We start from the raw sequence: 21,287 nt of genomic DNA on the forward strand, positions 1-21,287 counted from the left end.
ATCAAATCACTTGAAGATCGCTTGATAATTTAAGACAATAAATTGATATTTTAGGACAACTGGAACATTACTATGGCAAGTTATATTCGTGCAGCCAGTCTTGGCGGATTTGAAAAACTCGTACGTAGTTATGATGTTAATCCTATAGACATTTTAAAACAGGTCGGCATATTGCCCTCATTACTTCGAGACCCTGACTCATTTATTCCTTATGAGCATTATTTAACTTTATTAGAAATCGCGGCTTTACGCTGCCATGATGATTGCTTCGGGGTAAAACTTGGCGCATTACAAAATATTAGCACCATTGGCTTGATTGGTGTCTATATGTCCCGACAACCAACCATTTTAGAAGCATTAATCGCTGCTCAAAAGTATGTTTATCTTCATGCAGATGGTATCGTCTTTCAAGTCACCGAATTTAATGAGCAACTGTGTAAACTCACTTTCGTACGCTTAAGTGAATATAATATGGAAGTTCCTCAAAAGTCCCAATTAAGCATTTCGCTTATTTCCAATATTCTAAAAGACTTAATTGGTTCCGCTTGGCATGCCGAAAAAATACAACTGAAACAAAATAAGCCGAAAAGCAATACTCAAATTTTTAAAAAACTTTTTGATTGTAAGGTTGAATTTAATGCAGAAGATGATGCGCTCTATTTCCCTTCTTCCTTTTTAAACCATAAACCCTATTTATTTAATGAAGCCTTTGTAAACCAATTAATTGTTCAACAACTCGAAACACAAACTAGTGCTAAAGCCAGTGATAATACAACGCTCATTGAAAGCTCTGTTCGCATGCTGCTAGCTACTGGTGACTGTAGTATTGAACAAATTGCATTGTGTGTGGGGATGCACCCGAAAAAATTGCAACGCATTTTAAAAATGTATGGAACGACCTATCGGGACTTGCTTGAGGATGTCCGTAAAAAAGAAGCGATCCGAATGCTCGAATCAGGTAATGTTAGTCTGACCGACCTCGCCTTACAACTGGGTTATGCCGAACTGTCAATTTTTAGTCGTAATTTTAAGCATTGGTTTGGCATGAGTCCTTCAGAATGGCGTGAAAAACATAAACAGGCATTGGCGCATTAATGGCTTGCTTGCTCATCCCTGATTTACTGCATGGCAAAGCACTACGATTGGTTTCATTTTAAATGCTGCTTGATGAATCCGCATGCCTGAATCGACATGAAATAAATAAAATAAACAATATAAAACAATAAATTAAAACACTCCATCCAACCCAAAAATTAATATACAAACTTATAATATATAGAGTAAAAAGTGTGCTAATTTAAAGCTATAAAGTCATAAAAAAAGTAGGTAAATCATCATGCGTTATACTGAAATTACCCAAGAAATTTCTGCCAATATTAAAACTATGCGGGAACAATCACCCGATCTGATTAAAAGCTTTAATGCCCTGTCTCAAGTTGCCATGAAAGACGGTATTTTGGATGCCAAAACCAAAGAGCTGATTGCCCTAGCCATTGGCGTTGCCAACCGTTGTGATGGCTGTATTGGTTTTCATGTGCGCACCTTGGTCAAAATGGGCATGAGTTTTGAAGAGCTGAATGAAGTATTGGGCATTGCCGTCTATATGGGCGGTGGACCATCGTTAATGTATGCTGCGAATGCAGTTTCGGCTTTTAAAGAATTTACCCAAACCGAATAGCTCTATGCAACCATTAAATAATCCATGGGATGAATGCTACGCACAACAAGACCATCTATATGGTCAGGATGCAAATGCGTTTATCCAACAGATTGCCAAGAAAATAGCAGTTTCAGGTAAAACTTTGGGGCTGGCAGAAGGTGAAGGTCGAAATCTGCTGTTTCTGGCCAAGCAAGCACAGTTACAGCATCGCTCTTTCAATGCTGAACTCTGGGACTATTCACAAGTGGCCTTAGATAAAGCACAGCGTTATGCCGCTGAAAAAGACATTCACCTGCTAACGCGCCACATCGACTTAAGCCAAGCCACGTGGCAGCCAAATACCTATGACAACATCATCTGTGTATTTGGGCATTTTGACCCCAATACCCGACAACACGTACTCAAGGGCGTGCGTGAAAGCTTAAAACATGACGGTTATTTCATCGGTGAGGTTTACTCAACTGCACAACTGGCCTATCACACTGGAGGACCACCGAGCATAGACATGCTTTATGACCCTATTCAATTTCTTCAATATTTTAAAAACGATCATTTGATGCACTTCTTTGTCGGTGAAGTTGAGCGTTTTGAAGGTCAATTGCATCATGGGCTTTCGCATGTGATGCAATTTGCAATACAAATAAATAAGTCGGCAGAATAAAACACAGCAGTAACCTAGCAACTTTTTAGAGGACTATGTTACTGCTTTAAATGGGTTAAAGCGGATGAACAACTGTTCAGTACAACGATCGGGGTAACTCGCTTAAGCCAGTGCTTTTAGCAGCATAGACAAAGCAACCACAATCACTGTCACAGCAAAAATCTTTTGAATGACATTTGATGGAATTAAATGGGTTGCTTTACGCCCAATCAGCATCCCCGCTATACAAGCAAGTACAAAGGTGGCTGAAATACTGATGGGATATTGAAACCCATCTAAAACATGAATAGAGATACTTACGCCGCCAATTAAAAAAATAATCATCAGCGAGGTTGCCACAATACTGTTCATGTCGAGGTCAGTTGCTTTACGTAAAGCAGGTACAATCACAAAACCGCCACCCACTCCCAGCAAACCGGTTAATAAGCCTGCCACCACACCAATCAAGCCTAACACTGACGCTGTTTTCACATTCCAGATTAAACGCCCTGTGGATTTATTGACTTTACAAGGTGGATTGTCCAAATCATTGACTTTATTAAAAAAGACCCGATAGGCCACCACCAGCATGACCAAGCTAAAAGCGATACTGAGCCAAACCGGTGAAACCACATTGGACAGCTGTACCCCATAGCGTGCCGAAGGAATACTAATCACGGCAATCCAAATGGCTGCACGATAACGGACAATTTTTTTGATTAAACCCTGAATGCTTCCCACAAATGCCGACAAGGTGACAGCCAATAAACCAACTGGTGCAGCCTGTGCTACGCTCCAGCCTTGGCTCGCCATTAATGCCGGCACCGCAAGAATGCCACCGCCTGCCCCTGTTAATCCGAGCAAACAGCCTATTGCCAAGCCTTCTAACACTAACAACCACATGGTGAGTACCTCTTAAACAGAATGGCGGATTATTTTTGAAGATAAATAATCCCTCTCCCACCTGTACGCATACAGGTAGGTTATTGTCTTGAAAGGAATTAAGTAAAAACTAGCGTTTGGGTTTGACTAACCACTCATGCCCTTTGAGCATGCCATCCCAGTACATTGGAGGTAAAATTTGCTCTTTGAGTAGCCAGGCCAGTCGGGTTGGTTTTTCGCCATCTAACAGCCATTTCGGGAAACTTGGCAGCAACTTGCCGCCATAACCAAACTCGGCCAGAACAATTTTGCCGCGCTCTACGGTTAATGGGCAGGAACCATAACCATCGTATTGCGCAAAGTTGCTGCCACCTTGCAAATATTCGAGTACATTGACCGCCACAATCGGTGCTTGTTTACGTGCCGCTGCTGCCGTCTTGGCATTCGGTGCATTCATCACATCCCCTAAAGCAAAAATATGCGGGTATTGCGTATGCTGTAAGGTGTTTTGATCGACACTGACCCAACCTGCTTGATCGACCAAATTGCTGGCTCGAATAAAATCCGGTGCCTGTTGCGGTGGAACCACATGCATCATGTCAAAATCTGTTTCGACAATACTGCTGTTTTCCCCTTCCGTGTGTTTGAACCATGCCCGTTTACGTTGCCCATCTACCTTCACTAACTGGTGATTGAAATGTAAATTTGCGGCATAGCGATTAACGTATTCCATTAACGCAGGTACATAGGCCGCTACGCCAAACAGCACGGCACCTGTGTTGTAAAAATCAATCTGGATATTGTTGAGCACCCCTTGTTTTTGCCAATGATCCGCAGACAAATACATGGCTTTTTGTGGTGCTCCGGCACATTTAATCGGCATCGGTGGCTGGGTAAATACGGCTTTACCCTGTTTTAACTCACGCACCAACTGCCAGGTATACGGTGCCAAGTCATAACGGTAATTGGAGGTGACACCATTTTTTCCTAAGGTTTCGACCAGCCCTTCAATACCATGCCAATTCAGTTTAATCCCCGGACAAACCACTAAGGCTTCGTAGTTAAGCGGCTTACAACCCTCGAGCAGCACTTGTTTATTGTCAGGGTCGAAAGCCGCAACAGCCGCCTTAATCCATTGCACCTGCTTTGGAATTAAACTCGCCATTGTGCGTACCGTTTTTTCAGGCTTGAAGATTCCACCGCCAACCATAGTCCAACCCGGCTGATAATAATGAATTTCCGCAGGATCAATAATGGCAATATCCAAATTTGGTTGGCGAGACAGCAGACTTGATGCCACAGAAATGCCGGCTGCACCACCACCCACAATCACCACCGTGAATTTAGGAATATTTTCTTGGTTATGACTGTGTTGTTGCAAAATTCGTGGCACTACTCCTTGTAGGTCATAGCCCAATGTTTTAGCCGTCAGCAGCATTTGCTCAAGTGTTTGATTGGCCACTTGGGACAAGGCCCACAAAGTCATGGAGCGTGTACCTGAGCGGCAATAGGCCAATAAAGGTTTTTGCGCCTGTGTGTACAGTTGCTTAAATTCTTCGGCCTGTGCATCGGTTACTTTGCCGCTCACGACAGGCAAATACTGGATTTGAATGCCATAAGGCTGTAAAGCCTGCTCAATTTCAATCACATTCGGCTGATCAGCCCCTTCACCATCAGGACGGTTACAAAAAATGGTCTTGATGCCGCGGCTGGCAATCTGTTCAATATCTGGTACCGTAATTTGGTCAGCAACCCAGAATTCGGCATTCACTTGTTTTAATTGCATGTTGCTCTCCTTTACTGACCACATGCTTTATTGGCAGGTAAAGCAATATCGATTTTTTTTGGATAAGGTAAGTTCAAGTTTTGCATAATCTCCACAAACTCTGCCTTGGTGCGCCCTGCGCCTAAACGTGAATTATGTAAACGCTCTTGCTCAACAGTTGAGGCTAAACGACCTTTATAGTCATGCCCTGGATACACCACGGTTTCATCAGGCAAGGAAAAGATCTGTTGATGAATACTGTCATACAAGGTTTCAGCATTACCTTCCTGAAAGTCAGTACGACCACAGCCATCAATTAATAATGCGTCCCCAGTAAAAACCATACCTTCGGCCACATAACTGGTACAGGCATTGGTATGCCCTGGGGTATAGCGTGCTTCTATGGTAATTTCACCAATGCGAATGGCACTACCATCCGAGATAAAAATATCGCCACAACTGACCCCTGAATTACGATGCAAAACGGTTTTACAGCCAAACTTTTCACGTAATACATTTGCTGCGGTCACATGGTCAGCATGTACGTGGGTATCGAGGCTATACACCAGTTTTAAATCATGGGATTGTAAAAACTGGCTATAAACGTCAATTTCAGATGCCACAGGATCGATTAACACCGCTTCCCGAGTGTGCTCTGAAGCCAAGAGATAGGTATACGTTGAGCTTTCTACTTCAAAAAATTGATGAAAAATCATGTCGGCATATCCTGAATAATGCATTTCTTTATTCTTAATTTGCAAACTCAATGCCAACTTTTATCTTATTTAATTATATTAATAAAAAACAATATATTATAAATAGATTTATGATTACAAATCACAAATCATGTTTCACATTTGTTTCATATCATGTTTCAATTAGAACCATATGAATCATCAAGTGAAACAATATAGCTATGCTTACCTTTGCCCACCAAGCGCAGCTTGAATTGTTTTTAGAACAAATACAGTTGCTTATAGATGATTGCTTCTTAATCATTCGAGACAATCAAACTGCTCAAATTATCTATACCTATAGCCAAACAAAATACAAAACCACCCTGAATGCATTAAAAACCTTAGTACAACAACATCCGCTAGAAGCAGCAAGCCTTGAACTGTCAGAGCTAGCATTAGAATATGTACTGACATATAAAAAAATCCGTGTTCAAGATCAAGAATTTGCAGGCGAGATTTATCTCTTTCAACCGATGACAGGCCAGCGCAAACATAGCATCGTGGCAAAGCAAAAACCCTCGCTACAAGACACCTTTCATAGTCATTCAAGTGCCATGCAACATATGTTTTCGATTATTGAACGGGTTGCGATTACTGAGTTTCCGGTTTTAGTTCGCGGTGAATCGGGAAGCGGCAAAGAATTGGTGGCACACGCCATTCATGCGCAGAGTCAAAGAAGCCAACACCCGTTTATTGCGATTAACTGCGCGGCCTTAAATGCTAGCTTATTAGAAAGTGAATTGTTCGGGCATGTTAAAGGGGCTTTCACAGGGGCCATTCGGGAACATAAAGGTGTATTTGAACGTGCCGCAGGGGGCACGCTGTTTTTAGATGAAATTGCTGAAATTCCACTAGAACTGCAAGCCAAATTACTGCGCGTACTGGAAATGGGCGAATTCACGCCTTTAGGCGGAGAAAAGTCGATTAAATCCAATGTGCGGATTATTGCAGCAACGCATCGTGCGTTACGGGAAGAAGCCAAACATGGGCGTTTCCGACAAGACTTATTGTATCGATTACGCGTGATTCCAATATTTGTTCCACCACTGCGTGAGCGGAAAGAAGATATTCCGACCATTGCACAATATCTGCTGCATGAGCATCGAACTGCAATGCAAAATCCAGTTTTGTCCGATGCCGCAATGACAGCCCTGATGCAATATGACTGGCCTGGTAATGTCCGAGAGCTGAAAAATACCCTGCTCTATGCGCTTGCCATGGCGCATGGCCGATCTGTAATCGACATCACAGATTTACCTGATGAGATTGTGCATGCCGAACCAGAATCGGAAAATCCACGTCAAGCTGAGCAGAGTTTTACTGTGGCTGTTCCGCTAAAAATCGATGCCTATACCTTACAGCACACCTTAAACAAATATCAGCATGATTTGGCACTGACAGCACAGGCGCTTGGCATCAGTCGGACCAGTTTATGGCGATATCGCAAAAAATTTGGTCTTTAACCGCTAGGATTCACTGAACATGGTGTGAGCAAACACCGTTTGTACGGTCAGGTTCGGCTGATAACTTGTAGCTCTTCGATTAATTTGAAAAATACAATCGTAGACGCTCCGTGAACCCTTGCTCAGACTTGTTGAGCAACATACGGCTATCACGCTGAGCCAATTCCTGCATATACGCCAGCCAAACTTGTCGTTGCGATAGGCTTGAACCACGAACAGGACCTAAATAATGGGTCTTGACCCTGCCGACTCCACAAAATTTTAAGGTGGTGTCTTTAAGCTGTCGTGTACTGGGTTCGCCAAAATACCATTTATAAGTCCAACCCGCCTGATCCAGCGTCGTGATAATTCTGGCACTTTTATGTTTTAAATGCCCGCGAATACGGTTGCTTTTTCCGACATAACTAAATGCTTGGCGAGGTAAAAATACGCGATCTATAAACCCTTTACTGACTGCAGGTAAGCCACCCCACCAAACGGGAAAAATCCACACCAGATGATCGGCAACTTTAATTTTCTCCCAAGCAGCCTGTAAATCTGGTTCCAGCGGCATGCGTTGTTCATAGCCATATTTCAAATTGGGTTCAAAATTCAATTTGCCAATTTCAATCAGCTCGACTTGTAGATTGTCGGCTACTGCATCCACATAAGCTTGGGCTAATGCCTGATTAAAACTCGTCGCTGAAGGATGTGCATTGATCAGTACAATTTTTTTCATATTGGAGTGGTTCATTTTATACCTTGTTATTCTGTTGAATTTTTCAGATAACAGTTGAGATCTGAAATAAACATAGCCAAAGTAACGGATAAAAATTAAGATATCAAGTGATATCTGAAATTTAGAACCCCGGATGAACCACAGTAAAATTTCACGTGAAGAACGGCAGTTACAAACACGACACCATTTAATTCAAGCAGGTTTTCGCTTGATTTCAGAACAAGGCTATAGTGCGGTATCCATTCGCAATATTTCAAAATATGCAGGCTACACTCAAGGTGCTTTTTACTCTAATTTCATGCACAAAGAGGATTTTCTCCTGCAGTTGATGAAAATTCAATTTGAACGTGAAAATGCGCAATTACAAGTCATGATTCAACACAACCATGCCGAACTTTCTAGCTTGGCCCCTGCACTGGAACAGTGGTTAATCGACTTTTTTAAAAATGATGAATGGCTCAAAATCTCAATTGAATTGCAATTATATGCCGCTCGGGATGCTCTTTTTGCGGCCGAATATAAGCAAGTTTGGCAGCTACATCAGGCACAGATTTTGGAGGTTTTATTAGCACTAATTCCTGATTTTGCCACTCATGATGCGGCACATCGTGAAAGCAAGCTGCTAGAAATTATTGCGCTCAGCTATGGTTTAGCCCTGCAATATATGATTTTTAAAGATGACTTAACTAAATATATCCATCTGATTATGCAGCAACTGATTCCGCAAAATTAGTTGGCATAACCCTCTTTAGGCTTGTGCAGACCGAAACCATTCCTTATCTCGCACCTAGCGAGGAAAGCTGCACAGACTGGATAAACATCTGGAAAAAGTGGATAGAGCCCAGTGCTTAATCGCGTTTCAATCAATCAAAAGCTGATTGACTGAAGGATTAAGCAGATGACCACTTCAAATTTACAACAATGGAATGACTTGGTGGATGGATGTATTGACTTCCGCCCTCAGGATGGTGTTTTTCGCGTTGCTCGTGACATGTTTACCCAACCTGAACTGTTCGATTTGGAAATGGAATTCATTTTCGAAAAAGTCTGGATCTATGCCTGCCATGAAAGCGAAATTCCGAATAACCATGATTTTTTAACGGTACAAATTGGTCGTCAACCAATCATTGTCAGCCGCGATGGCCAAGGTGAATTACATGCCATGGTCAATGCCTGTGAACACCGCGGGGCAACGCTGACGCGTGTCAGCAAAGGCAATCAATCTACGTTTACCTGCCCATTCCATGCCTGGTGCTACAAGTCTGATGGACGCTTGGTCAAGGTCAAAGCTCCAGGCGAATATTGTGAAGATTTTGATAAATCCACCCGCGGACTCAAACAAGGCCGTATTGCCAGTTACCGTGGTTTTGTCTTTGTGAGTTTGGACACCCAAGCCACGGACACTTTGGAAGAGTTCTTAGGTGATAGTAAAATTTTCCTCGACTTAATGGTCAATCAGTCGCCGACGGGTGAGCTTGAAGTCCTGCAAGGTAAATCTAGTTACACCTTTGCCGGCAATTGGAAATTGCAAAATGAAAATGGTCTAGATGGCTACCATGTCAGCACCGTGCATTATAACTATGTTTCTACCGTACAGCATCGCCAACAGGTCAATGCCGCAAAAGGCGCTGAACTGGACACGCTCGATTACAGCAAGTTAGGTGCAGGTGATGCGGAAACCGATGATGGCTGGTTCAGTTTTAAAAATGGCCACACAGTACTCTTCAGTGACATGCCCAATCCGACAGTGCGTCCCGGCTATGACACGGTTATGCCGTATATGGTGGAAAAGTACGGGCAAAAATATGCTGAATGGGCGATGCATCGTTTAAGAAATTTAAACCTCTATCCAAGCCTGTTTTTCATGGATCAAATCAGCTCTCAATTACGGATTGTGCGCCCTGTAGCATGGAATAAAACCGAGGTCATTAGTCAGTGTATTGGGGTGAAAGGCGAATCTGCTGAGGCACGTCGTAACCGTATCCGTCAATTTGAAGACTTCTTTAATGTATCAGGTCTGGGTACACCTGATGATCTGGTTGAATTCCGTGAACAGCAAAAAGGCTTCCAAGCCCGTCTAGAACGCTGGAGCGATATTTCTCGTGGCTACCATACTTGGGAATACGGGCCAACCAAGAACTCAATTGATTTAGGCATTGCGCCTGTGATTACAGGCCGTGAATTTACCCATGAAGGTTTATATGTCAATCAACATGGTCACTGGCAACGCCTCATGCTGGATGGCTTCAAAAAGCAATCTTTAAAAATGCTGGATCTTACTTTTCAAAATAATACCGTGATGGATGAGGTGTAACCATGTCACAACAACTTCAATTTGCAGTATCTCAATTTTTATACAAAAAATCAGAGCTTTGCGACAAATATGACTGGGATGCCTATCTTGATCTTTATGATGAAGACAGCGAGTACCATATTCCGCAGTGGATTGATGAGCATAACTATGTACAAGACCCCAATCAGGGCCTGTCTTACATTTATTATGCTGACCGTACTGGATTAGAAGATCGGGTCTTCCGTATTCGTACGGGTAAAGCGGCCTCTGCTATGCCCTTACCCCGCACGTTTCACAGTATTAACAATGTTCAAGTCAACACGCGTGAAGATGGCTTGATCGAAGCCAAAGTTGCTTGGCATACCCTCTATAACCGCCAAGGTTTGGAAGGTTCATTCTATGGTCATGCCACTTACCTCCTACGCCCAACCGAACACAGTTTCAAGATTCGTCGTCAGCACAGTATTTTACTGAATGACAAGATTGATTCCGTGCTCGACTTCTACCACGTGTAAGGAGCATCCAATGGGACATTCTGTTGCACTGAATTTTGCCGATGGTAAAACCTTTTTTATCTCTGTAAACCAAGACGAATTGCTGCTTGATGCAGCAGTCCGTCAGGGCATTAAGTTGCCCTTAGATTGCCGTGAAGGTGTCTGTGGCACCTGCCAAGGTCAATGCGAAACTGGCAGCTATGAACAAGACTATGTTGATGAAGATGCGTTGAGTGAACGCGATTTGGCAGCCCGTAAAATGCTGGCCTGCCAGACCCGAGTCAAATCGGATGCCGCTTTTTATTTTGACCACGACTCCAGTATTTGCCATGCAGGTGACAGTCTCAAAATTGCCACCAAAGTGACCGCCGTAGAACTGGTTTCGGAAACCACGGCCATTTTACATCTGGATGCCAGTAGCCATAGCGCCCAACTGCAATATTTGCCGGGACAATATGCACGCTTGCAAATTCCAGATACGGATGACTGGCGTTCTTATTCTTTTGCCAACCGCCCGAATGCCAGCAACCAGTTACAGTTTCTGATTCGGCTCTTACCCAATGGGGTCATGAGCAATTACTTGCGCGAACGCTGCCAAGTGGGTCAAACCTTGCTTATGGAAGCACCGCTGGGCAGTTTCTATTTACGTGAAGTCGAACGCCCATTGGTCTTTGTAGCCGGAGGCACAGGCTTATCGGCTTTCTTGGGTATGCTCGACAATCTGCTAGAACAGTCCAACCCTCCTCCAATTCAGCTTTACTATGGCGTCAATAGTGAATCTGAACTGTGCGAGCAAAATCGTTTACATGCTTATGCTGAACAACTTCCTCATTTTAGTTATCACCCGATTGTGACCAAGGCTTCAGCTGAGTGGCAAGGTAAAGCAGGTTTTATTCATGAACATTTAAACAAAGATCAATTGGCAGAACAGGCTTTCGACATGTATTTGTGTGGCCCACCGCCAATGATCGAAGCGGTAAAAAGCTGGTTAGATGAACAGGAGTTGCAGGATTATCGACTATATAGTGAAAAATTTTTACAAAGTAATACAGCTCGAAGCTAATTGCTCAACGCTAGGTTAATCATTCAGAGGGACTCGGGTAGCTGAAATAACAACAGCAAGCAGCTACCCATACATACACATACTTCAGGAGATAGAGTATGAACCGTCAACACATTGATGCTCTCGTTAAACAAATGAATGTCGACACCGCACAAGGACCTGTCGATGCACGCATTCAACAAATTATTTTTCGCCTGCTGGGTGATCTGTTCCAAGCCATTGAAGATTTGGATATTCAAGCCTCTGAAGTTTGGAAAGGTTTGGAATATTTTACCGATGCTGGTCAAGCCAATGAATTGGGCTTATTGGCCGCTGGTTTAGGCTTAGAGCATTATTTAGATTTACGTGCCGATGAAGCAGATGCCAAAGCCGGTGTAACAGGTGGTACGCCACGCACCATTGAAGGGCCGTTATATGTGGCGGGGGCACCTGAAACTGTTGGTTTTGCACGTATGGATGATGGCAGTGAATCGGATAAGATTGATACTTTAATTATTGAAGGCATTGTCCGTGATGCGGATGGTCAAATCATTGAAAATGCCAAAGTAGAAATGTGGCATGCCAACAGCATGGGCAATTATTCTTTCTTTGATAAGTCGCAATCTGAGTTTAATTTGCGTCGTACGATTTTGACCGATGCTGAAGGTCAATATACCGCTTTAACCACCATGCCTGTGGGTTATGGTTGTCCACCAGAAGGCACGACTCAAGCCGTGTTAAATAAGCTTGGTCGTCATGGTAACCGCCCTTCGCATGTGCATTATTTTGTTTCTGCACCAGGTTTCCGCAAGCTTACCACTCAATTCAACATTGAAGGTGACCAGTACCTTTGGGATGACTTCGCTTTTGCAACCCGCGATGGCTTAGTGGCAACTGCAATCGATGTGACTGATCCTGCTGAAATTCAACGTCGTGGTTTAGACAAGCCGTTTAAACACATCACGTTTAACATTGAGTTAGTGAAAGAGGTGGCTTCTGCACCTTCAACTGAAGTTGAGCGTCGTCGTGCGGTGGCATAACACCTAAAAGTTTAAACATGAATGAGCCAAGCGTTTGCCTTGGCTTTTTCTATGTCTGTTGCACATATACTTGATCTAAACATTTGATCCTTTAACTTGAAATGAGCAACGCTGGCAAATAGAAAAACTGATAAATCCCAAGATTTATCAGTTTTACTCAGCTTAAGCGACTCCAGCAAAGTCACGCAGCATGCTGATAAACGCCTCTTTTTCTTGCAGCGGATATTTTTCGAAGACATCATTCTGATGACTATCGGCAATTTCAAACAGGTATTGTGCAGTTTGTTTGCCTTTTTCGGTCAGCTGATACATCTGCTGATCATCCATCAAAAGCCCTTCACGTTTCAGGATGTCTGCGGCACGCTCGACTTCCAGCATGGGCATGGCAATATCACGTGGTAAATCTTCTTTACTCGATGCTGTACCACTGGCCAATACCAATAAGAGTCGAGATTCGCTGGTGCGAAAACCCGATGCCAGCTGCTTCGGAATATAGTCTGTTTGATAAGCCTTGAATGCACGACTCATTAAATAGCAAACATTGTTATATAAATGCCCTTGCTGCGGAATCTCGCTAGGCTGTTCTGTGCTATGTTTCAGTTTTAAGCTGGGATGTGGCATGACACAAGAATAAGCTCCTTGGTGATAGACCAGTGGACTACGACCCTGATCATGAAATTTCACCACTTTGCCAATAATAATCCAGTGGTCACCCCCTTCAATCACTTGATGTCGTTCACACTCAAATACCGCAGAACAGTTTTCAAGCAATAAACTCGCACCTTCACCTTCCTGATAATGCGTACCCTCAAACTTATCAATATTGCGTCGTGCAAACTTATTGGATAATTCAATTTGTGAACCAGACAAAACATTCACCGCAAAATGCGTCGCTTGCTCAAACACCGAAAAACTGGAGGATTTTTTGTCGATGCTCCATAAAATCAGCGGCGGATCCAGTGACACGGAGTTAAAACTGTTAGCCGTCACCCCTACTTTTTCACCTTGTTCATTCTGAGCAGTCACAATGGTTACGCCTGTGGCGAAATTGCCCAATGCACGTCGGAATTGCAAAGGATCTATGCTCAACGGTTCTACTTTTTGTATTACATTCATCTTTTTCTCCTCAATTTCCATATCACAAGGCAAAGAATCAAATATCTAAAACTAAACGGGCTGATTTTGAACGTGAGCAGCACACCAAAATCTGTTCATTACTGGCTTTTTCTTCGTCGGTAAAATACACATCACGATGATCAGGTTCACCCTCAATCACATCGCACATACAAGTGCCGCAGACGCCTTGCTCACAAGACATTTCAATGTTGATGCCTTCTTTGGCGAGAGCCTGCAAAATGGTTTCCCCCGCATCGACTAGAATGATTTTTCCACTCCGCTCTGCCACCACCTCAAAGGCATCTCCTGAAGTATCGGTTTCCACTTGGAAATACTCTTTATGAATCTGTTCTTGCGGGAAATGGTGAGCTGTTGCGAGGTTAATGACCCAATCCATGAAGCCCACAGGTCCACAGGTATAAATATGGCTGTCAGGCGCTAGATCTTTGATGGCCAACTCAAAGAACTGACGATGACTGGCACCTTCAGACTTAAAATGAAAGGTGGTAAATACTGCCAGTACCCCATTTTGAATTTCATCAACAAAGGCACAACGGTCTGCACTTGCCCCACAGTAATGCAGCTCAAATGAAGCGCCTTGATGGGCCAATTGATACGCCATGGTAATCAATGGGGTAATGCCGATGCCCCCGCCAATCAGCACCGTATGTTGGGCGGCTTGAAGGGGAAACAAATTCTTGGGTGCACTGACCTGAAGTTGCATACCATCTTGAATGTCTTCAAAAGCCGAGATTGAACCACCGCGTGATTCTGCATCTCTTAAAATTCCGAGTCGGAACTTGCCTACTTGATTTGGATTTTGGCAAAGCGAGTATTGACGCACCATCCCGTTTGGCAGATGTACATCAATGTGCGCTCCCGGCTCGACTTGTGGCAACACGGTTGCTGTTGCCGATTCAAATTCAATTACGGCAATATTGCCGCCTTCTACATGGCGGTTTTTTACGACAACATCATAAAGTGTAGTCATTGTTATTTCTCCTTGTTCATCCATGAAGCTCTAGGCTTAACGCATGAATAATCCACCATTAATATCCCATGTCGCCCCAGTTACGAAGCCAGCATTTGGACTGGCCAGCAACGCACAGGTTTCGGCAATAAATGACATGCTGCCTAAAGCCTTGACGGGAATATTTTGGATAAACTGTTCCATTTTTTCATCAGAAACGACGCTATGGACAATCGGTGATTCCATGGGTCCCGGGGCAATGGCATTGACCGTAACACCCTTAGCCGCAAACTCTTTGGCAAAGATTTTGGTTAAAGTCACAATCGCACCCTTACTGGCTGCATAGTGTGCACCCGTAGCCGTACCGCCATTTTGACCCGCTAAAGACGCCATATTAATAATGCGTCCGTAGCCTTTTTTTGCCATATACTGCCCAATGATCTGACAAGACTGGAATGTCCCACGCTGATTTACTTGAGTAATCCAGTCAAAATCTGCTGCCGTAATCTCCAATACAGGGGTTGCCTTCGTGACGGTGGCGTTATTGATCAACACATCCAGTTTGGTAAATTTTTGCTCAATCCACTGCACCACCGCATGAAAATCCGCTTCGACGGAAATATCCAATTTCACAGGGAATATCTGCTCAGCATATTGGCTCTGTGCTTTGGCTTTCTCGGCTTTTTCCAAAGTACTGGCAGATAAAATCACCTGATGACCTTGACTGGCAAAATACTCTGCAATGACATAACCCAATCCCGACGCAGCACCTGTCACTAATACAACCTGTTGCATACCGATACTCCTATAGAATGTAACTAATACCGGCCAAGGTATCGGTCGAGTTAATCAAGTTAATGATTTTACGATTGATTTTAAAACCTGACTCAGCATCACGGTTTAAGTGATAGGTCACATCTGCGGTATAGTGTTTCAGGTTCTCTTTACGGAATTCGCGCAAGTTTTGTGCACAACGCAAAACGATTTCGCCTTCTTCATCTTTTAGAATGCGGACACGTGAAATACTGCGTACCGTGTTGGCTTTTGGAGATGTTGAAATCGCTTCACCATTTTCCAAGCGTGCGACCCGCATTTTGCGCATGTGATGATCGTCATAGGCATAGTTCAAATTATTTTCGTAATCAGTCAGGTTGGGATCAATGGGAATGATATACACCCCTTTGTCATGCCAAAGATTCAGCCAAGCAGCATGCTCAGAGTGATCCAACATATCGGCTTCTGCCCAAATAAAAGCCGTCACTTCATTCAATAAATTCAAATCAATTTTCATGTTGTTCCCCTTAAGCCGTCATCAACTTTTTCCATTGCTGATAGGCTGCACGCATCCCTGTTTCAGCACTGACATCACTTTTTAAACCATCTTCCGTTTTCACTTCACCCGGTAAACCTCGGTTCAACATGATCCAAAGATCTTCACCAGCGGCAGCGCCTTTTTGCACACGCTCCCAAGCTTCTGCATCATCTGGCGTACCAAATCCAAACGGACCTTGGAAATGTTCATGTAAACGTAAACGGTATTGGTTGGCGATTTGTGGTCCACCATCCATGGTAATCACAGAGTGGTGAATTTCCGTTTTATCAACCGAAATGGGTTGCATGACGCGGAAAAATGCCATTGAACAAGCGATGTTCGGGAACAGGTTTAAGTTAAAACCAGAACCACCGACTGCACGCACAATACGACGGACTTCAAGTTCTGCATGTCCTTCATCACGAAGTGCTTGCGCTAAATCTTCAAAGCGTTCCTGAATTGGGCGTTCCATTAATTCTTCATCTAAATCGACTAATTCTGGAATCATCACCATCACACTGTGGCCATTCCCCAAGTCTTCGACATAACCCGGCTGATTTTCGAAGTTGAACAACTCTTCGGTTTTTTCATCGACTGAACTTAAGAACGACTTGTGTACCAATGGGAAGTGATAGGCATCAGTGGTATTTTCCAGCTGGATTTTCCAGTTGCCCGGAAAGGTAAAACGGTGCTCACCCAAGACTTTGACTGGATAACCGGCACCTTGTTTCATGAATAAATCAATCCACTTTTTCGCAGGCCCGAGGAATTGCTCTAGAGGCTCTACATCATGGTTGAATGACGCGAAAATCATGCCGTTGTATTCTTCAACACGTAAGCTGATCAATGGCAATTCTGATTTATCCAAACATTCGCCATAACTTTCTGGTGAAGGCACACCACGTAATGTGCCATCTAGCGCATAGCTCCAGCCATGGTATGGACAGACAAAACTGTTGGTTTTACCTTTTTTATGTTCACATACAGTCGCAGCACGGTGACGGCAACGATTCAGCAGTACATGGACTTTTTTCTTACGGTCACGTACTGCGACTACAGGTTGCTTACCTATATTGATGGTTTTATAACTACCTGCTTCAGGAATTTCACTGGCATGTGCCACCCAAACCCACGTGCTATAAAAAATCTTTTCCATTTCTTCATTAAAGATGCGTTCATCTTTGTATAACGAGGTATGTGCGCGGTCATGCTGTACAAGACTTTCGTAATCCACACCAATATTGAGGGTCGAAATCAAACCGTTCATTTCAATAATCCTTTTAAAATTTCAAATTTAATGCTTGTTGGGAACAGGCAGTTCAGCTTCACTGTGCCAATGGGAAACTGGGCGACTGAAGATATTTTCAGTTTGAAAATGCTTGATTTTCCAATGACCATTCGCCTGCTGCACAAACTTCACCGTAAGTTTGGCGCTATTTAAATGACTGCGCCCATCGCGAAAGGTTGAGGTTTGCAACATTAACCAGCTTGCACAGGCCTGTTGCTGTTGTATTTCCATTTGTTCCGAACTGACAAAATGGGCATTCATGACAAAGTGGGATTGCTGCTGGGTATAGCTTTTGAACATGTCGTAAATGGCTTGCCAAGAGTCGTAACGGCCTAAGCTTTTTGCATATTTTTCACCAATGCCTTCCCAAATACATTCGTCATCAAAAAGTGCCATGAGTTCATCCAAATTGGTGTTTGGATTCAGCTCATCACAAATTTCCATATAACGATTGAGACAGTTCCGAATGGCATTCTGTGCTTCCAACTGCTCTATACGGGCCAAAATAGTTGCCAAGTTCACTGTGTCATCCATGCCATGCACCTTAACGTTGAATAATCAATTCACGTCCAACACGTGCTTCAATCTTGCAGTATTTCCATAATTTAAATGGACCTTCACCCACCACCGTTGTACGCAATAAATTGCAGGCTGCATGCACGGTTTCAATGTTGGGTACATCCGCTAAGAGATACGTCGTCCACGGCCAGCCTGAGCTTGGTCCAACCATGCTTTGGTCATCATCAAGATTGCCAAATACATGCACGCCCGGCAGGTCATGAATACCGTTCCACATCTCGCCAAATGCCGCCCAAACTGCTTTTGCTTCTTCTGGCGTTGCATCAAAAAAATTCTGATTAATGCCCATGCAGAACAACACTCGTAAGCTTTTTTTCGCGTCCATCTTGATTTCCTTTATCCAAATTTAAACTTATAAATAGCCTGGGCTTGGTTTTAAGCCAAAACTGATTGAGCCTGCATTTTGTAATGTGGCATCGCCCATAAAGGCATGCTGAGTCACCACATTGGTGTCATTCACAAATCGGCTAAATGGGTTATGGGTATAAATGGCGGTCATACCTGCCAGCATTTGCATTTTGCGTGTAACTTTGGCGCATACTCGAGCCGCATGTGTGCAGGCCAAACGCATATCACTGATCTGTTGCGTCGTTGCCACGCGTCCTGCTGCAACTTCATGCCAAACAATATCCATGGTTTGGTAGAACCATGCTTTGGCCGCCTGAAATTCAGCTTCTGCTTGGGCAAATTCATATTGCGTTACAGGACGGTTGGCAATTTCTGCACCACCTGTAATCGAGGCTTTACCGGGTGCTAAAATTTGAAATTCTTCTAGTGCAGCCGCTGCAACCCCAATACCAACAACGGTTAGCACTTGGGTCGCTAGGGAAAGCGATGGGTATTTAAAGAAAGGTTCCGGTAATTTCGAAGGTTCGCCGCGAACAAATGTCCAGTGTTTTTCGACCAGCACATCTTGCACCACCAAATCATGACTACCTGTGCCTTTTAAACCCACAGTATCCCAAGTCATTTCAATTTTGGCTTTGTGGGCTGGCATCACTGCCATACGGGGTAAACCCTGCATTTCATTATTTTTAAGCGGTGCAATACCTACACCAATAATGTCTGCCCCCATGCAGCCACTGGAGAATTTCCAACGGCCATTCACCATTACCCCGTCATCGGTGATTTCGGCCGGTTGTGGTGGAAAAATCCCGCCGGCAAATACCACATCAGGGCCATCTTTATACAGTTCTTCCAACGTTGTTTCTGGCAGGCTACCTAAATAGGCTGGACTCATGCCAAAACTCGCGACCCAACCCACCGAACCATCGGCTTTCGAGAGCGTTTCAATCAACTCGCAAAACTCGCGTGGCGAAACCTCATCTCCACCAAAGCGTTTAGGCACTAAGGCACGATATACCCCTATCTGCTTGAGCTTCTCAATGATGTCCTGACTGACAAATGCTTGATTATCAAACTCACCTGTACAGGCTCGGGTTCTAATTTCTTTGCATAAAGCATCTAATTCTGCTGCTTTATCTTGTGACACAAACTCCATTTTAGATAAATGATTCATTATCTAACTCCTTGTAATATCTTTGTTTTAGCTCGCAATATACTTAGCGATTGCACATAATTGTTCGTCGTGTTGCTGCTTACAAATAATTTGTAATCCCACCGGTAAACCCGCTTCTGTTTCTAAGGGAATGGAAATCGCAGGATGCCCCGACACATTAAAAGGACGGACCAGACTGGTTAAATTTAAAAATGCGACGGTATTTTCAGCATCTTGAACTTTGGGGGGAATTTGCGGCAGCGTCGGTAGGATTAAGGCATCATAACGATCCAATAAGGCATTAATTTCTTGGGTAAACTGCTCTTTTACCCGTTGTGCTTGCTGAACCTGTTCTAAGCTGGTTGCCGCCGCTTTTAATAAACGTGAATTCACATCGGCACCAATCAGTCCAGTCTGGGTTAATGCACCATAAGCCTGCCAGTTTTCATAATTGATAATCTGCATGCCCGCGTCATATGCCGCTTGAAAAGACTCAACATTTTCACGTGCTAATCCCAGATTGCGTTTGGCCATAAAATCTTCGATACAGCCCCAAACTACATCGCTTGCAGCCACATTCAAAAAGGCCAGTTTAGGCGACTGCGGTACTTGAGCTAAGGGAATAAAACTGGGATCGATAATCTGCATGGCGGTTTCAAGCATGTCGACAGAATTGGCAAAAGGCCCGACACAATCCAAACTGCTCGAAGCAGGATGTACCCCCTGACGGCTCACACGCCCAAAAGTCGGTTTTAAGCCATATACCCCACAGCATGCTGCCGGCATACGAATAGACCCCCCAGTATCGGTACCCAAGGTGAAATCCGCCAAATGTGCTGCGACCGCCGCTGCCGAGCCACTAGATGACCCGCCTGGAATCAGTTCTGGATATTTAGGATTGGTTGGTGTACCAAACGCATGATTGATTCCCGTAATGCCAAACGCCAATTCATGTAAATTGGTTTTGGCGATGATTTGGCAGTCCGCTTTGAGAATATGCTCAATCACCTCGGCATTGTGTTCCGCAGGTGGTGTATCCAAACACGCTTGACTGCCGGAAATGGTTTTAAAGCCTTGAATATCTATCGTGTCTTTGATCATAACTTTCAATTTCCCCTGACCTATAGAAATTGATTGCGCTACAATATTCATTCACTTTTCCATGTATTTTTATTCCTTAATATAGATATAGGAAATTTATATGTAATTGTCAAGTAAATTTTCCAATAGTTGTCGAGGCAACACACAAAATTTTGTTTATAATAGAATTATCGATTTTTACTAAGTTACTGCTTAGCCATGCTGAACCATTTAGAACAATTTTTACCGAATAATGAACCTGAAAGTATTAGAAATTTCCCTTTTTTCTGGATTTCTCAAGTGAATGGTAAATATTCCCAACTTATTGAAAAATCAATTAAAAAACTGGGAATTGACAACACTCGTCGTAAAATTATTTTGAGTACCAATGCCTTAGGTGAAGCAAGCATTACCGACATTGCCAACCTCTCCACCCTAAAACTGACCACAGCCACTAAAGCCGTGTATCGTTTAGTCGAGGATGGTATTGTTGAAGTATTTTCTTCAACCACGGATGAACGTATTTCCATGGTGAAACTGACAGATAAGGGCTTGTCTTTGGTGGAACAGATTAACCAAATTAGTGCCGTGACTTTAGCGGGGATTCTGAATGCCTTTTCGGAAGAAGAGTTACATACACTGAATCATCAATTAAAAAAGCTGTTTGAATTGATGCCTTCTAGCTAAACGCTACTGACGATTGTCCTCAG

General features: G+C 43.5%; 23 protein-coding genes. 10 read left to right on the plus strand and 13 right to left on the minus strand.

The genetic code is table 11. The annotated features are described in order from the left end of the window. Positions 1-72 precede the first annotated feature (72 nt). From ACX17N_RS12215 to ACX17N_RS12225, 3 genes are all read left to right on the plus strand, one after another. A complete protein-coding gene (locus ACX17N_RS12215; protein WP_458892842.1) occupies positions 73-1,095 on the plus strand; it encodes an AraC family transcriptional regulator in 1,023 nt (340 codons plus the stop codon). Between the two features lie 241 nt (positions 1,096-1,336). Beyond that, entirely contained in the window at positions 1,337-1,678 is a 342-nt protein-coding gene (locus tag ACX17N_RS12220; protein ID WP_458892843.1) for a carboxymuconolactone decarboxylase family protein, read from the plus strand. 4 nt (positions 1,679-1,682) lie between these two features. Beyond that, the gene (locus ACX17N_RS12225) at positions 1,683-2,321 is read left to right on the plus strand and encodes a class I SAM-dependent methyltransferase (RefSeq protein ID WP_458892844.1); all 639 of its coding nucleotides are present in this window, start codon (positions 1,683-1,685) and stop codon (positions 2,319-2,321) included. Between the two features lie 102 nt (positions 2,322-2,423). On the opposite strand, the gene ACX17N_RS12230 is transcribed toward ACX17N_RS12225, so the two are convergent. From ACX17N_RS12230 to ACX17N_RS12240, 3 genes are all read right to left on the minus strand, one after another. Beyond that, positions 2,424-3,203 carry a sulfite exporter TauE/SafE family protein gene (locus ACX17N_RS12230; protein WP_458892845.1) on the minus strand — a complete coding sequence of 260 codons (780 nt, stop codon included), beginning with the start codon at positions 3,201-3,203 and terminating at the stop codon, positions 2,424-2,426. A 109-nt stretch (positions 3,204-3,312) separates the two neighbouring features. Continuing rightward, positions 3,313-4,968, minus strand: a complete 1,656-nt coding sequence (locus tag ACX17N_RS12235; RefSeq protein ID WP_458892846.1) for a bifunctional protein tyrosine phosphatase family protein/NAD(P)/FAD-dependent oxidoreductase — start codon at positions 4,966-4,968, stop codon at positions 3,313-3,315. Between the two features lie 11 nt (positions 4,969-4,979). Then, positions 4,980-5,663, minus strand: coding sequence for an MBL fold metallo-hydrolase (locus ACX17N_RS12240; protein ID WP_458892878.1), 684 nt, complete (start codon positions 5,661-5,663; stop codon positions 4,980-4,982). A gap of 200 nt (positions 5,664-5,863) precedes the next feature. Between ACX17N_RS12240 and ACX17N_RS12245 the strand changes: the two genes are divergently transcribed. Beyond that, entirely contained in the window at positions 5,864-7,147 is a 1,284-nt protein-coding gene (locus ACX17N_RS12245; RefSeq protein WP_458892847.1) for a sigma-54 interaction domain-containing protein, read from the plus strand. A 79-nt stretch (positions 7,148-7,226) separates the two neighbouring features. Here ACX17N_RS12245 and ACX17N_RS12250 read toward each other — a convergent pair whose 3' ends face one another. Continuing rightward, the gene (locus ACX17N_RS12250) at positions 7,227-7,865 is read right to left on the minus strand and encodes an NAD(P)H-dependent oxidoreductase (RefSeq protein WP_458892848.1); all 639 of its coding nucleotides are present in this window, start codon (positions 7,863-7,865) and stop codon (positions 7,227-7,229) included. Between the two features lie 133 nt (positions 7,866-7,998). Between ACX17N_RS12250 and ACX17N_RS12255 the strand changes: the two genes are divergently transcribed. The 5 genes from ACX17N_RS12255 (at position 7,999) to catA (ending at position 12,734) form a co-directional block, all read left to right on the plus strand. Next, on the plus strand, positions 7,999-8,598 hold the full coding sequence (locus tag ACX17N_RS12255) for a TetR/AcrR family transcriptional regulator (protein ID WP_458892849.1): 600 nt from the start codon (positions 7,999-8,001) through the stop codon (positions 8,596-8,598). Between the two features lie 165 nt (positions 8,599-8,763). Next, positions 8,764-10,179, plus strand: coding sequence for an anthranilate 1,2-dioxygenase large subunit (gene antA / locus ACX17N_RS12260; protein ID WP_458892850.1), 1,416 nt, complete (start codon positions 8,764-8,766; stop codon positions 10,177-10,179). A gap of 2 nt (positions 10,180-10,181) precedes the next feature. After that, positions 10,182-10,673, plus strand: a complete 492-nt coding sequence (gene antB, locus ACX17N_RS12265) for an anthranilate 1,2-dioxygenase small subunit (protein ID WP_458892851.1) — start codon at positions 10,182-10,184, stop codon at positions 10,671-10,673. 10 nt (positions 10,674-10,683) lie between these two features. Beyond that, the gene (antC, locus tag ACX17N_RS12270) at positions 10,684-11,715 is read left to right on the plus strand and encodes an anthranilate 1,2-dioxygenase electron transfer component AntC (RefSeq protein WP_458892852.1); all 1,032 of its coding nucleotides are present in this window, start codon (positions 10,684-10,686) and stop codon (positions 11,713-11,715) included. Positions 11,716-11,813: 98 nt separating this feature from the next. Further along, on the plus strand, positions 11,814-12,734 hold the full coding sequence (gene catA, locus ACX17N_RS12275) for a catechol 1,2-dioxygenase (RefSeq protein ID WP_458892853.1): 921 nt from the start codon (positions 11,814-11,816) through the stop codon (positions 12,732-12,734). Between the two features lie 162 nt (positions 12,735-12,896). Here catA and ACX17N_RS12280 read toward each other — a convergent pair whose 3' ends face one another. From ACX17N_RS12280 to ACX17N_RS12320, 9 genes are read right to left on the minus strand one after another with little or no spacing between them, the layout of a single operon-like run. Then, positions 12,897-13,850, minus strand: a complete 954-nt coding sequence (locus ACX17N_RS12280; RefSeq protein ID WP_458892854.1) for a p-hydroxyphenylacetate 3-hydroxylase reductase component — start codon at positions 13,848-13,850, stop codon at positions 12,897-12,899. A gap of 37 nt (positions 13,851-13,887) precedes the next feature. After that, on the minus strand, positions 13,888-14,841 hold the full coding sequence (locus ACX17N_RS12285; RefSeq protein ID WP_458892855.1) for a PDR/VanB family oxidoreductase: 954 nt from the start codon (positions 14,839-14,841) through the stop codon (positions 13,888-13,890). A gap of 36 nt (positions 14,842-14,877) precedes the next feature. Beyond that, positions 14,878-15,615 carry an SDR family NAD(P)-dependent oxidoreductase gene (locus ACX17N_RS12290; RefSeq protein WP_458892856.1) on the minus strand — a complete coding sequence of 246 codons (738 nt, stop codon included), beginning with the start codon at positions 15,613-15,615 and terminating at the stop codon, positions 14,878-14,880. Between the two features lie 10 nt (positions 15,616-15,625). Further along, the gene (locus tag ACX17N_RS12295) at positions 15,626-16,111 is read right to left on the minus strand and encodes an aromatic-ring-hydroxylating dioxygenase subunit beta (RefSeq protein WP_458892857.1); all 486 of its coding nucleotides are present in this window, start codon (positions 16,109-16,111) and stop codon (positions 15,626-15,628) included. A gap of 10 nt (positions 16,112-16,121) precedes the next feature. After that, entirely contained in the window at positions 16,122-17,399 is a 1,278-nt protein-coding gene (locus ACX17N_RS12300) for an aromatic ring-hydroxylating oxygenase subunit alpha (protein WP_458892858.1), read from the minus strand. Positions 17,400-17,426: 27 nt separating this feature from the next. Then, positions 17,427-17,954, minus strand: a complete 528-nt coding sequence (locus tag ACX17N_RS12305) for a nuclear transport factor 2 family protein (protein WP_458892859.1) — start codon at positions 17,952-17,954, stop codon at positions 17,427-17,429. Between the two features lie 10 nt (positions 17,955-17,964). Further along, positions 17,965-18,324 carry an IacB protein gene (locus tag ACX17N_RS12310; RefSeq protein ID WP_458892860.1) on the minus strand — a complete coding sequence of 120 codons (360 nt, stop codon included), beginning with the start codon at positions 18,322-18,324 and terminating at the stop codon, positions 17,965-17,967. 27 nt (positions 18,325-18,351) lie between these two features. Next, complete coding sequence (locus tag ACX17N_RS12315; RefSeq protein WP_458892879.1) at positions 18,352-19,500, minus strand: acyl-CoA dehydrogenase family protein; 1,149 nt, start codon at positions 19,498-19,500, stop codon at positions 18,352-18,354. Between the two features lie 45 nt (positions 19,501-19,545). Further along, positions 19,546-20,649, minus strand: coding sequence for an amidase (locus tag ACX17N_RS12320; protein ID WP_458892861.1), 1,104 nt, complete (start codon positions 20,647-20,649; stop codon positions 19,546-19,548). 147 nt (positions 20,650-20,796) lie between these two features. On the opposite strand from ACX17N_RS12320, the gene ACX17N_RS12325 reads away from it, so the two are divergent. Then, positions 20,797-21,264, plus strand: a complete 468-nt coding sequence (locus ACX17N_RS12325) for a MarR family winged helix-turn-helix transcriptional regulator (RefSeq protein ID WP_458892862.1) — start codon at positions 20,797-20,799, stop codon at positions 21,262-21,264. The last annotated feature ends 23 nt before the right edge of the window (positions 21,265-21,287 follow it).

The organism is Acinetobacter sp. GXMZU3951, from assembly GCF_054457875.1.